The organism is Nonomuraea cypriaca, assembly GCF_015645445.1.
GTDB lineage: Bacteria > Actinomycetota > Actinomycetes > Streptosporangiales > Streptosporangiaceae > Nonomuraea > Nonomuraea cypriaca.
The window spans coordinates 1-12,227 of record NZ_JADOGI010000145.1 but is presented as its reverse complement, the minus strand read 5'-3'; the positions used below and the strand labels follow the sequence as shown (position 1 = coordinate 12,227).

General features: G+C 69.7%; 12 protein-coding genes. 10 read left to right on the top strand and 2 right to left on the bottom strand.

Annotation, left to right across the window (positions count from 1 at the left end):
• Positions 1 to 7 precede the first annotated feature (7 nt).
• From ITP53_RS36260 to ITP53_RS36215, 10 genes are all read left to right on the top strand, one after another.
• Positions 8 to 907 (top strand): phytanoyl-CoA dioxygenase family protein, encoded by a 900-nt coding sequence (locus tag ITP53_RS36260; protein WP_236051527.1) that lies wholly within the window; start codon positions 8 to 10, stop codon positions 905 to 907.
• Positions 908 to 2,116 carry a class I SAM-dependent methyltransferase gene (locus ITP53_RS36255; protein WP_195899981.1) on the top strand — a complete coding sequence of 403 codons (1,209 nt, stop codon included), beginning with the start codon at positions 908 to 910 and terminating at the stop codon, positions 2,114 to 2,116. It abuts the gene before it with no gap.
• On the top strand, positions 2,113 to 2,892 hold the full coding sequence (locus tag ITP53_RS36250; protein WP_195899980.1) for a glycosyltransferase family protein: 780 nt from the start codon (positions 2,113 to 2,115) through the stop codon (positions 2,890 to 2,892). Before ITP53_RS36255 ends, ITP53_RS36250 begins: the two co-directional genes overlap by 4 nt.
• The gene (locus ITP53_RS36245; protein WP_195899979.1) at positions 2,889 to 3,539 is read left to right on the top strand and encodes a PIG-L deacetylase family protein; all 651 of its coding nucleotides are present in this window, start codon (positions 2,889 to 2,891) and stop codon (positions 3,537 to 3,539) included. The genes ITP53_RS36250 and ITP53_RS36245 overlap by 4 nt, the downstream gene beginning before the upstream one ends.
• A 5-nt stretch (positions 3,540 to 3,544) precedes the next feature.
• On the top strand, positions 3,545 to 4,564 hold the full coding sequence (locus ITP53_RS36240) for an NAD-dependent epimerase/dehydratase family protein (protein ID WP_195899978.1): 1,020 nt from the start codon (positions 3,545 to 3,547) through the stop codon (positions 4,562 to 4,564).
• Entirely contained in the window at positions 4,561 to 5,856 is a 1,296-nt protein-coding gene (locus ITP53_RS36235) for a DUF4910 domain-containing protein (RefSeq protein WP_195899977.1), read from the top strand. Before ITP53_RS36240 ends, ITP53_RS36235 begins: the two co-directional genes overlap by 4 nt.
• Positions 5,853 to 6,818 carry a hypothetical protein gene (locus ITP53_RS36230; RefSeq protein WP_195899976.1) on the top strand — a complete coding sequence of 322 codons (966 nt, stop codon included), beginning with the start codon at positions 5,853 to 5,855 and terminating at the stop codon, positions 6,816 to 6,818. Before ITP53_RS36235 ends, ITP53_RS36230 begins: the two co-directional genes overlap by 4 nt.
• Positions 6,815 to 8,263: an oligosaccharide flippase family protein gene (locus ITP53_RS36225; protein WP_328816889.1), complete on the top strand. Its 1,449-nt coding sequence runs from the start codon at positions 6,815 to 6,817 to the stop codon at positions 8,261 to 8,263. Before ITP53_RS36230 ends, ITP53_RS36225 begins: the two co-directional genes overlap by 4 nt.
• Complete coding sequence (locus ITP53_RS36220) at positions 8,250 to 9,125, top strand: glycosyltransferase family 2 protein (RefSeq protein WP_195899975.1); 876 nt, start codon at positions 8,250 to 8,252, stop codon at positions 9,123 to 9,125. Before ITP53_RS36225 ends, ITP53_RS36220 begins: the two co-directional genes overlap by 14 nt.
• Positions 9,126 to 9,189: 64 nt before the next feature.
• Positions 9,190 to 10,176, top strand: a complete 987-nt coding sequence (locus ITP53_RS36215; RefSeq protein WP_195899974.1) for a hypothetical protein — start codon at positions 9,190 to 9,192, stop codon at positions 10,174 to 10,176.
• Here ITP53_RS36215 and ITP53_RS36210 read toward each other — a convergent pair.
• Both ITP53_RS36210 and ITP53_RS36205 read right to left on the bottom strand, forming a co-directional pair.
• Positions 10,155 to 11,027, bottom strand: a complete 873-nt coding sequence (locus tag ITP53_RS36210) for a DUF6492 family protein (protein WP_195899973.1) — start codon at positions 11,025 to 11,027, stop codon at positions 10,155 to 10,157. The two genes, ITP53_RS36215 and ITP53_RS36210, sit on opposite strands and share 22 nt — an antisense overlap.
• Entirely contained in the window at positions 11,024 to 11,908 is an 885-nt protein-coding gene (locus ITP53_RS36205) for a DUF6492 family protein (protein ID WP_195899972.1), read from the bottom strand. Before ITP53_RS36205 ends, ITP53_RS36210 begins: the two co-directional genes overlap by 4 nt.
• Positions 11,909 to 12,227: the final 319 nt, after the last annotated feature.

The window sequence follows — 12,227 nt, the reverse complement described above, 5'->3', positions numbered from 1 at the left end:
TGTTCTTATGATGACCTCAGTCTTCTCGAACAGCGGCGTGAGCGATGAACGGCGGCGGGAGCTGCTCTTCCAGGGCGAGGTGTTCGTCTACTCGGCCTCGCCCGCCACGACCGAGCTGATCGGCTTCGCGAGGGAGCTGATCGCCGAGGCGTTCGGCGGTCAGGACCCGGAGACGGCGCAGCACGAGATGCCGGTCGATGACTTCGCGAAGTTACTCGCCGGGCTCAAGCCCCGTTTCATCCACCACCCCCGGTGCAAGGAGTTGCTGCCCGCGGTCATCGAGGAGCGCGGGTGCGACCTCGGGGAGACGTACTTCGACGTGCCGAGGATGCGTACCTCCACCTCGAACGACTACCTCGTCTCGGGCATCTCGTACGCCTTCCACCCGCATCGCGACTGCTGGTATTCGGCCCCGTTCAACCAGGTCAACTGGTGGATCCCGATCTACGGCGTGGTCCCGGAGAACGTGATGGCCTTCCACCCGCGCTACTTCGACCAGCCGGTGCGCAACGGCAGCAGGACCTACGACTACGCAGAGTGGAACCGGACGAGCCGGCACAACGCCGCCGAACACGTGCGCGGCGACACCCGGGTGCAGCCCAGACCCGAGGAGCCGATCGAGCTGGAGCCACAGGTCCGGGTGGTGCCGGAACCGGGCGGGACGCTCATGTTCTCCGGCGCGCAACTCCACTCGACCGTGCCGAACACCTCCGGCCGGACCAGGTTCAGCATCGACTTCCGTACCGTGTACCTCGGCGACGTACGCGCCCGCCGCGGCGCGCCGAACGTGGACGCCTCGTGCACCGGCACCACGCTGCGGGATTTCGTCCGCTGTAACGATCTCGCCCCGATGCCCGAAGATCTCGCGCTGGAGTATGAGGCCGCGGCGCTTGCTGGAGTGAGCTGAATGACCACCTGCCGCTTGTGCGGTTCGAGCGGGCTCGCCGGGGTCGTGGACCTCGGCGCGACCCCGCCGTGCGAGCTGTTCCTCACCGCGGCCGGACTCGAGGAGCCCGAGCCCACCTATCCGCTGCACCTGCGGGTCTGCACACGGTGCTGGCTGGCCCAGCTGCCGCCGCTGATCACGCCGGAGGAGACGTTCACCGAGTACGCCTACTTCTCCTCCTATTCGAGCTCCTGGGTCGAGCACGCCAGGCGGTTCGTGGCCGGTGCGGGCCTGCGGCCTGACTCGTTCGTGGTGGAGGTGGCGAGCAACGACGGCTACCTGCTCCAGCACGTGGCCGAGCGGGGCGTGCGCTGCCTCGGCATCGAGCCGTCAGCCAACGTCGGCAGGGCCGCCGTCGCCAAGGGGGTGCCGACGCTCACGGAGTTCCTCTCGCCGCAGGTCGGGGCGCGGGTGCGCGCCGAGCACGGCCCCGCCGACCTGGTGGTGGCCAACAACGTGTACGCGCACATCCCCGACGTCGTCGGCTTCACGAAGGGCCTGCGGGCGCTGGTGGCCGACGACGGGCGGGTCTCCATCGAGGTGCAGCACCTGCTGACGCTGATGGAGCTCAACCAGTTCGACACGATCTACCACGAGCACTTCCAGTACTACACGGTCGCCTCGGCGCAGCGGGCGCTGGCCAGTGGTGGGCTGCATCTGGTCGACGTGGAGCTGCTGCCGACGCACGGCGGCTCGATCCGGTTGTGGGCGCAGCCGGGCGAGGCGCCGGTCTCGCCGCGGGTGGTCGACGTGCTGGCCAGGGAGAAGGCCGCCGGGCTGCACGAGTTGTCCGGGTACGAGGACTTCGCGGCGCGGGTGGCCAAGGTGCGCAGGGATCTGCTCAGGTTCCTCATCGACGCCGCCGACGCGGGGAAGACCGTGGTCGGGTACGGCGCTCCCGGCAAGGGCAACACACTGCTCAACCACTGTGGGATCCGGCCTGACCTGCTGGCGTACACGGTGGATCGGAACCCGTACAAGCACGGCAGGTTCACGCCGGGGTCGCGGATCCCGGTTCTGGCGCCGGAGCGGATCGCCGCCGACCGGCCCGACTACGTGCTGGTGCTGCCGTGGAACCTGCGCGACGAGCTCGTGGAGCAGCTTTCGTACGTCCGTGAGTGGGGCGGCCGGCTGGTCTTCCCGATACCGAGCCTGGAGGTCGTCACGTGAAGGTCGTCCTCTTCTGCGGTGGGCGCGGCACCAGGATGCGCAGCGACGCGCCCGGCGGCACCCTGCCCAAGCCCATGCAGCTCGTGGGCCCGCGTCCGCTGGTCTGGCATGTCATGCGCTACTACGCACACTTCGGGCACAAGGACTTCATCCTGTGCCTGGGGTACGGCGCGCAGCACATAAAAGATTTTTTCCTGACATATCAGGAAGCGGGGTCGAATGACTTCATCCTGCGTAACGGGCAGATTGAGCTGTTGTCCGCGGACATCTCGGACTGGTCGGTGTCGTTGATCGACACCGGGCTCGACTCGCCGATCGGGGAGCGGTTACGCCGGGTGCGGCCGTACCTGGGCGGGGACGAGATGTTCCTGGCGAACTACGCCGACGTGCTCACCGACGCCCCGCTGCCCGACATCATCGACAGGTTCGAGGCGTCGGAGGCGGGCGCCGCGCTGATGGCCGTGCCGCCGCCTGGGACGTTCCACTGCATCGAGATCGCCGAGGGTGGGAAGGTCGGCCAGATCACCGCGGTTACCGAGATGCCGCTCTGGGTGAACGGCGGATATTTCGTCTTACGCCAGGAGGTCTTTGACCACATCCCCGAGAACGGAGATCTGCTCGTGGACGGCTGCATGGAGCTGGCCAAGCGCGGCAGGCTGATGGCCTATCCCTACAGGGGCTACTGGCGGCCGACGGACACCGTCAACCAGCGCGTGGAGCTGGACCACGCATATTCCCGCGGCGACAGGCCCTGGGCCCTGTGGGAGCGGGTGTGAACCGGCTCCTACCCAACGGCCTGCGCCGGCTCGCCCTCCTGGCCGCGCACTGCGACGACCTCGCGATCAGCGCCGGCGGCACCCTGCTCGTCATCTGCACGGCTCACCCGGGCATCCGAGTGGACGCGCTCGTGCTCTCCGGTGGCGGGACCGTACGCGAGGAGGAGGAACGGGCCGCGCTGGCCGCCTTCTGCCCCGGCGCCGACCTGCGGCTGACCGTGGCCAAGATCCCCGACGGGCGGCTGCCCGCCCACTGGGACGAGGCCAAGGCCGCCGTCGAGGAGCTGCGCCTGCGTACCGAACCCGACCTGATCCTGGCGCCCCACGCGGGCGACGCTCACCAGGACCACCGCGGCCTGGCCGAGCTGGTGCCCACGGCCTTCCGCGACCACCTCACGCTGGGTTACGAGATCGTCAAATGGGACGGCGACCTCGGCCGGCCCAACGCGTACCAGCCGTACGACCTGACGATCGCCGAGCGCAAGGTCTCGTTGCTCTGGGACCACTACCCCTCCCAGCGGCACCGGCCCTGGTTCGACGGAGAGGCATTCCTCGGGCTGGCCCGGATCCGCGGCATCGAGTGTCACGCGCGCTACGCGGAAGCCTTCTACCTGCGCAAACTTGCTCTAGACCTAACCGGAGGATGATCGACATGCGTGTCTTACTCACCGGGCACCAGGGCTATCTCGGCACCGTCATGGCGCCGATCCTCACCAGGGCGGGCCACGAGGTGACCGGCCTGGACTCCGGGATCTTCGCCGACTGTGTGCTCGGCCCGCTGCCCGACGAGCCGCCCGGCCACCGGGTCGACCTGCGCGACGTGCCGCCGGAGCTGCTCGAAGGCTTCGACGCGGTCATCCACCTCGCGGCGCTCTCGAACGACCCGCTCGGCGCACTCGCCCCTGAGCTGACGTACGCCATCAACCACCACGCCTCGGTACGCCTGGCCAGGCTGGCCAGGGACGCGGGCGTGCGCCGTTTCCTGTACGCCTCCACCTGCTCCGTGTACGGCGCCTCCGGCGGCGACGACCTGCTCGACGAGGACGCCCCGCTGCGCCCGGTCACGCCGTACGCGGAGTCGAAGGTGCGCGTCGAGGACGAGCTGATCGAGCTGGCCGACGCCGACTTCACCCCGGTGTTCCTGCGGAACGCGACCGCGTTCGGGTTCTCGCCCCGGCTGCGGGCCGACATCGTGCTGAACAACCTCGTGGGCCACGCCCACCTGACCGGCGAGGTCCGCGTGTTGTCCGACGGGACGCCGTGGCGGCCCCTGGTGCACGCGGCCGACATCGCCCACGCGTTCCTCGGCGTGCTCACCGCACCGCGCGAGGCCGTCCACGCCAGGGCGTTCAACGTGGGTGGCGAGCAGAACAACCTGACGGTCGCCGAGATCGCCCAGCACGTCGTCGAGGCGGTGCCAGGCTCGCGCCTGGTGATCACCGGTGAGACCGGCGCCGACCCGCGCTCCTACCGGGTGGCCTTCTCGCGGATCCGCGAGGCCCTGCCCGACCTCCACACCCGCTGGACGGTGAAGGCGGGCGCCGTCGAGCTGGCCGACGCCTATCGCGACCACGGGCTGACGGAGACGGCCTTCTACCGGCGCTTCACCCGGCTGGCCTGGCTCGCCGACCGGCGCGAGTCCGGCGCGGTCACGCCGGAGCTACGGACATGACCGGCGACCGAGCCCGCCGCGATATGCGGGTGCTGGTGGAGCGGCTCTATCCGCTGTGCCGCTCCATCACCGGCGACGGCGTGCGCGCCACGTTCGACATCGTCGGCGAGCACCTGGACCTGGACGTGCACGAGGTGCCGACCGGGACGCAGGTGCTCGACTGGACGGTGCCCAAGGAGTGGAACATCCGCGACGCCTACGTCAAGGACGCCTCCGGGGCCAGGGTGGTGGACTTCCGGCGCTCCAACCTGCACGTGGTGGGCTACAGCGTCCCGGTGTCGGCCACGATGACCCTGGAGGAGCTGCGCCCCCGTCTGCACACGCTGCCCGAGCAGCCCGACCTGGTGCCGTACCGGACGTCGTACTACGCCGAGACGTGGGGATTCTGCCTGAGCAGGCGCACGCTCGACGGGATGGGCGAGGGGCCGTACGAGGTGCTGATCGACTCGACGCTGGCCGACGGGCACCTGACGTACGCCGAGCACGTCGTACGGGGACGGTCTGACGAGGAGGTGCTCATCTCCTGTCACGTCTGCCACCCGTCGCTGGCCAACGACAACCTCGCCGGGATCGCCGTGGCCACCGCGCTGGCCGGGAGACTGGCCGGGGAGATCGGCCGCCCCCGCTACACCTACCGGTTCCTGTTCGCGCCCGGCACGATCGGCGCGATCACGTGGCTGGCCCGCAATCGCGACCGGCTCGGCCGGATCCGGTACGGGCTCACGCTTGCCTGCGCGGGCGACCGGGGCGCGCTGACGTACAAGCGCAGCAGGCGCGGCGACGCGGGCATCGACCGGGTGATGACCGCCGTCCTGCGGGACCGGCCGCACACGATCGTGGACTTCTCGCCGTACGGCTACGACGAGCGGCAGTTCTGCTCACCCGGCTTCGACCTGCCGGTCGGCAGCCTCACCAGGACGCCGTACGCCGGCTATCCCGAATACCACACCTCCGGCGACGACCTGGGCTTCGTGACGCCGTCGGCCATGGCCGACACCCTGGAGACGCTCTGGTCGGCCGTGGAGGTCCTGGAACGTGACAGCCGCTACGAGAACCTGAGCCCGTACGGCGAGCCGCAACTCGGCCGGCGCGGTTTGTACGGATCTCTTGGCGGCCGGAGTGACACGAAGCAAGCGCAGATGGCGATGTTATGGGTGTTGAACCTGTCCGACGGCGATCACAGCCTGCTCGACGTCGCGGACCGGTCGGGCCTGCCCTTCCAGGCGGTCGCCGAGGCGACCGCGGCGCTGGAGGGTGCCGGTCTGCTGAAACGCGTGGGAGAGGACGCATGAACCTGCGGGTGGGGAACCTCGTCGAAGTGCGGAGCGCGGAGGAGATCCTGGCGACGCTGGACGAGCGGGGCGAGCTGGAGAGCCTGCCCTTCATGCCGGAGATGCTGAGCTTCTGCGGCCGGCGGATGACGGTGCACAAGGTGGCGCACAAGCTGTGCGACACGATCAGCCGCAGTGGCATGCGGCGCATGGACAACGCCGTGCACCTGACCGGGGCGCGCTGCGACGGCGGGGGCCACGGCGGCTGCCAGACCGCCTGCTCCCTCTACTGGAAGGAGTCCTGGCTCAAACGGGTGGATCCGGACGAGCCCGTGACCGCGCCGGCGCCGGAGGCTCCGTCGCGGATGCTGAAGCTGTTGGAGGTCAACACCCGCAAGGGCGAGGACGGCTGCTACTCCTGCCAGGCCACCGAACTGCTCCGGGCGGCGCCCACGTGCCTGCCGTTCCGCGATCTCGGCCAGTACGTCACCGACGTGCGCAGCGGGAACGTCGGCGTCATGGGCATGTTCCGCACGTTCCTCATCGGGCTGTTCAACCGCTTCCAGGGGCTCAGCAACAAGGTGCTGCCCAGGCGCCTGCGCATCAGGGGCGGACTGCGCTGGGGCTTCGTCGCGGGGCGCGCGGGCGCGGTCACGCCGACCGGGAAGCTGGACTTGTCACCCGGCGAACTGGTCAGGATCAAGTCCAAGGAGGAGATCCTCGACACGCTCAACGACGATCTGCTCAACCGCGGGCTCGGGTTCGAGGAGGAGATGGCCCGCTACTGCGGCCGGACGGCGCGCGTACGGACCAGGGTCGAACGCTGCCTGGACGAGACGACCGGGCGGATGTTGAGCATGAAGAGTCCGTGCATCATTCTCGACGACCTCGTCTGCGAGGGCGTCTACAACGCCAACTGCCCACGCGAGTTCGTGCCGTTCTGGCGGGAGATCTGGTTGGAGAGGGTCGAGGAAGCTCGGTGACTGATGCCGGCGACATAGGCCGCATGGCGGGGCGAGGGTTGCGCTGGAGTCTGCTCGGCAACCTGGTGATGAAGGCGGGCTCGTTCGGGATGAGCCTGATCCTGGCCCGGCTGCTGGTCCCCGAGGACTTCGGCGTGTTCGCGATCGCCCTGGCCGCCAGCCAGTTCGTCGTCTACATCAACGACGCCGGGGTGATCGCGTCGACCGTGCAGTGGCGCGGCAAGCTGGAGGAGGTCGCGCCCACGGCCACCGTGGTAGCGATCCTGTCCAGCTCCGTGCTCTACGGGGTCTTCTGGGTGATAGCGCCGTTCTATGCCGGTTTCGCCGGGAGCGAGGACGCCACCTGGGTGATCCGCATCCTCATGGCGACGAACCTCGTCTACGGGCTGACCGCGGTCCGCAGCGCCGCGCTCATGCGCAGGTTCGAGCAGGACAAGCTGGCGTGGGCCAACCTGGCCGGCTTCGCCGCCAACGCCTCCGTCTCCATCACCCTGGCCGTGGGCGGGGCCGGGGCTTACAGCTTCGCCTTGGGGCAGCTCAGCGGCGCCGCCGTGACCGGCGTACTCGTGCTCGTCCTGGCCCGGGTCAGATTCCGGCTCGGCTTCGACCGGGCGCAGGCGGCGCGGTTGCTGGCGTTCGGCTTGCCCCTCTGCGCCAGCCTCGGCATCGAGGGGCTGCTGCTCAACATGGACATGGTCATCGTCGGCGACGCGCTGGGGGCCGTCTGGCTGGGCTTCTACCTGCTCGCCTTCAACATCTCCAGCTGGGTGCCTGGACTGATCGGGACCGCCGTCCGCTACGTCGCGCTGCCCAGCTTCTCGCGCCTGGCCGAGGAGGGCGGCGAGTCGATGCGGGACGGCGTGCGCCAGGCCGTGCCGCTGCTGGCGAGCATGGTGCTGCCGATCGCGGCCGTGATGGGCACGCTCGCGCCATCGGTCGTGGAGTTCCTGTACGGCGCCTCATGGCTGCCGGCGGCCCAGGTGCTGCGCTTCCTCGCGATCGTGATGGCCGTGCGCATGCTGACGCTGCTCGTCACCGACATACTCGCCGCGCTCGGCCGGACGAAGGCGACCATGTGGGTCAACCTGTGCTGGGCCGTCGTGCTCGTGCCCGCGCTCCTGGCCGGTGCCCGCCTCGACGGCATAGAGGGGGCCGCCGTGGCGCACGCGATCGTCGCGGTGTTCGTGGCGCTTCCGCTGCTGGCGGTGGCACTGCGCGGCTCCGGCCTGTCGGCGCGGCTGTTCGGGGCGGGACTGGCCCGTCCCCTGCTCGGTGCGGCGCTGGCGGCCGGTGTCATGGCGGGGCTGTCCGTCGTGATCGACGGGGCGTTCGCCGAGCTGTGCGTGGCCGGGGGAGCGGGGCTGCTCGTGTTCGTGTTCGTCGTGGTGCCGCGGGCCGTGCTGGAGCGACTCGTACGTCAAGGGAGAGCGCATGCAGGACTCTGAACTCGTTTCGATCGCGCTGCCGGTACGCGACGCGGCCGATCGCCTGGAAGCCGTGGTCCGCTCGGCGCTGGCGCAGGACCATCCGCACATCGAGCTGGTCGTCTCCGACAACGCCTCCACGGACGGCACCGAGGAGCTCTGCCGCGACCTGGCCGCGGGCGACCCCAGGATCGTCTACCACCGGCACCCGCAGAACGTCGGCCTGCTCGGCAACTTCACGCACGCGGCCCGGATCTCGCGCGGCGCGTTCGTCCGCTGGATCGGTGACGACGACCGGCTGGAGCCGTCCTGTGTCTCGCGGGCGATGGCCGCGTTCGCCGCCGACGAGCGGCTCGTCCTCGTGACCAACCAGGTGTCGTACACCGGGCCGGGCGGGCAGGTCCACACGTCGCCCTACACGGGCACGGGTCTGGACTCCGACGACCCGGTCGAGCGGTTCGGCGAGATGCTCAGGCTGCTCAACGAGAGCCCGTACGTCATCGACCCGCTCTACGGCCTGCTCAGGCGCGGGCCCGCGACCGGCATCCCGCGGCGCAACATGCTGCGCGAGGACGAGGTGTTCGCGGCGAAGCTGGCTCTGGCCGGGCCGTGGGCGCACGTTCCCGAGGTGTTGTCGCACCGCAACTGGCGGCAGGAGCGGATCACCGGCCTGGCCCGCCGCCTGGACGTGCCGTCCTGGCAGTCTCACCTGGCCAACACGCTGCAGTGCAGGGAACTGCTCGGATGGGTGCGCGAGGCGGACCTGGACGAGGAGCAGCGCCGGCGGGCGCGGGCCGCGGTGCTGCGCATGTACGCCCGGCGCCAGCGGCGCACGATCGTCCACCGCGGCCGCAAGCTGCTGGCGATGGCTCGTGTGGTGTAACACGTTCCATGAAGAGACCGATTTCCCCATTGCATCGAAATAAATATCGACGGGGGCGGAAATAGTGGGCTTCTGGAAGACCATCCTTGGTCTGGCCCGGAAGAAGTTCGTGGGGCCGCCGGTCGTCGTCGTGGCCGTCGGGCTCGCGCTGGCGGCGTACTTCCTGATGCCGAGCAGCTACGTGTCGACCGCGTCGATGGTGCTCACGGTGCCCGCCACCGGCGGCACGCTGGAGACCGAGCCGCAGAACAGACCCGGGTTGACCAACCCGCTGCTGCAGTTCAACGACGCTCTTCGCACGACCGCCGGCATCCTCATCCTCGCGACCAACAGGCCCGACGTCTACGCGGAGGTGGGGGCGCCCGAGGGCGGGCCCACCAGCTTGGTCATCAACGACGGCCGCACCAACCCCGACCTGCTGGGCATCAGCACCAACGGGCCATTCGTCTACGTCGAGGTGGAGGGCGACTCGCCGGCCACGGTCACGGAGGTCATGCGCAAGGCCCAGCAGCGGGTCCGGCTGGAGCTGGCCAAGCGCCAGACCGCGGTGAACGCGCCGGTGAGCACCCACATCGGGATCATGGATGTCATGCCCCCCACCGTGCCCCGCCAGATGATCCAGGACCGCCTGGTGGCCGCGGCCCTCGGCGGCCTGGCCGGCGTGGTGGCCGGGCTCGGCGTGGCGTACGCCGTCCAGCGCCTGCGCGCCCGGGGCCGGGCGCCCGGGGGTGAGCCCGTGCCCGAGATCGCCATCGAGGACGCCGAGCATTCAGCGGACTCCGAGCAGGAGCCGGAGATCTGGGCCGAGGCCGTCGCGGAGCAGGCGCAGGAAGAGGAGCAGATCGTCCCGCCGGTCAACGGTTCGAAGCCGCATCCGCCGGCCGTCCAGGACTTCCCCCTGACGGTCACCGAGCTGGCCGAGGACGACACCGGCCCGATCCAGGCCATCAAACCGCAGGATGAGCAGCCCGCCTCGTCCAACGGGCGTTCCGCCCCCGCCAACGGACACGAGGCCCGCGACGAAAAGGATCAGCTGGACTCGATGACCTGAGCGCACCGCCGGATGGCGGCCATCCTGGCCTCCATCGGCGTGTGCGACTTGGCCGAGATCATCATCCCCACCGCCTCCGGCGGCAGCCGGTCCGCGAAGGCGACGGCCTGGGCCTCGTCCCACGGCTCGTGGTGGTAGCTCAGATGGCAGATCGTGGTGTTGACCGGCGGGGCCGCCTTCAGCACCTCGTCCACGAACACGCCGTACAGGATGAACTCCGAGACGTGCAGCCGCGAGTTGAACGATTCCAGCCAGTCGCGCCCGGTCACCTGCGTGATGCGCCGTTGCATGGCACGGACGATCTCCGGGTCCCAGAACGTCAGCGCGGTCACGTAGTCCGGCAGCGGCGTCGGCGGCGCGGGCGGGAGGCCGAGCAGCTCGCGGGCCACCCGGTGCCAGATGACGTGCCGTTCCATCGAGGCGGTCACGCCGTTCTCCAAGCGGTACAGGCACAGGCGCCCGTCCACGCTGAAGGACCCGGCGCTGGTCGGGCGCACCAGCACCGCGTCGGAGTCGACGATGAGCAGGGCGTCGGCGTCGATCAGGCCCACAGCGGCGATCTTGACGGTCTGCTGCATCACCCAGCCGCGTAGCGGCGGCCAGGGGCGGCGGTAGTTGACGTACAGGTCGGTGCCGGGCATGCGAAGGTATGTACGGGGCAGCAGCTCCGAGCGGACCCACACGTGGCAGCGGGGGCCCTCGAACCGGGCGAAGGTCTCGCGGTCGCCCGGCGGCACGAAGACGTGGTGGATGGTGTCCTCGGAGGTGAACTCGAGGACGGACCGGTGTAACTCGGCGAACAGTTCGGCGTCCTGCGCGTAGGACGGTGTGATGACCGCCAGCTTGGTCACGGATGACTCCCATCGGGTCCGGTGATCCGGGAGCATCGCTCGATCGCCGCCCGCCTGGCCCCCATGGGCGTCCGCGACTTGGCCGAGATCATCATCCCCACCGCGTCGGGGGGCAGCCGATCGGCGAAGGCGATGGCTCCAGCGTGGTCCAGAGGGGTGCGATCCCATCGGCTGTGGCAGATCGCGGTGTTGACCGGAGGCGAGATCCCGAGCACCTCGTCAACGAACACGCCGTAGACGATGAACTCCGAGACCTGGAGGTACGACGTGAAGGCGGTGAGCCAGTCGCGGCCCGTCGCCTCGATGATCGCCTGCTGCATGCCGCGTACGACAGCCGGGTCCCAGGACGCCAGCGAGCTGACGTAGTCGGGCAACGGCAGCGGCGCAGGACCGGGCAGGCCGAGCAGCTCGCGGGCCACCCGATGCCAGGTCACGTGGTCGGTCATCTGCTCGTGTACCCCGTCGTCCACGCGGAACATGCACACGTGCCCGTCCCGGATGAACAGGTCGGGGTTCACCTCGCGGACCAGGACCACGTCGGAGTCCGCGACGAGCACCACCTTGGCGTCGAGCCGAGCGGCCACCGCGACCTTCGCCGCCTGCTGGGCCACCCAGCCGCGCAGCGGCGGCCAGGGCCGCCTGGGATCGATCCACACCCCGGCGAGCGGTGCCCGGATGAGGCGGCGCGGCAGGATCTCGGCATAGGTCCAGATTCGGCAGCGCGGGCCGGAGTACCGGGCGAACAGCCGGTGGTCGGCGGGCGGGACGACGACGTGGTGGACGGTGTCCTCCGACGTGTGCGCGAGGACCGACCGGTGCAGGTGGTCGAAGAGTTCGGCGTCGGGTGCGTACGTGGGCGTGACGACGGCCAGTGCGCTCATGAAAGGTGATCTCCGTCCCCGCGCCGGGTGAAAATGCACGCCCTTTACTCCATATCGGGCGACCCAAGGTGGTGTTACAGGGTTTTGTGTAACGCTCCACCCCGTTTGAGGCGACATGTAGGAGGCGGTACTCGCAGGGAGGGCGTGTGGATTTCTGGGGGACCATTTTGGTCCTGATACGGAGGTGGTACGTCGCCCTACCCGCCTCCCTGGTGGCCGTGGGCGTGGCCTTCTTCGCGTACTCCACCATCCCGGTCACCTACACCACGACCGCGGTGCTCCTGCTGACGGCGCCGACGAGCGGCGGGACCCTCCCGCC

Coding starts and splice junctions, on each gene's coding strand:
- ITP53_RS36260 (WP_236051527.1), top strand. CDS start 8: ATGATGACCTCAGTCTTCTCGAACAGCGGCGTGAGCGATGAACGGCGG.
- ITP53_RS36255 (WP_195899981.1), top strand. CDS start 908: ATGACCACCTGCCGCTTGTGCGGTTCGAGCGGGCTCGCCGGGGTCGTG.
- ITP53_RS36240 (WP_195899978.1), top strand. CDS start 3,545: ATGCGTGTCTTACTCACCGGGCACCAGGGCTATCTCGGCACCGTCATG.
- ITP53_RS36235 (WP_195899977.1), top strand. CDS start 4,561: ATGACCGGCGACCGAGCCCGCCGCGATATGCGGGTGCTGGTGGAGCGG.
- ITP53_RS36230 (WP_195899976.1), top strand. CDS start 5,853: ATGAACCTGCGGGTGGGGAACCTCGTCGAAGTGCGGAGCGCGGAGGAG.
- ITP53_RS36220 (WP_195899975.1), top strand. CDS start 8,250: ATGCAGGACTCTGAACTCGTTTCGATCGCGCTGCCGGTACGCGACGCG.
- ITP53_RS36205 (WP_195899972.1), bottom strand. CDS start 11,908: ATGAGCGCACTGGCCGTCGTCACGCCCACGTACGCACCCGACGCCGAA.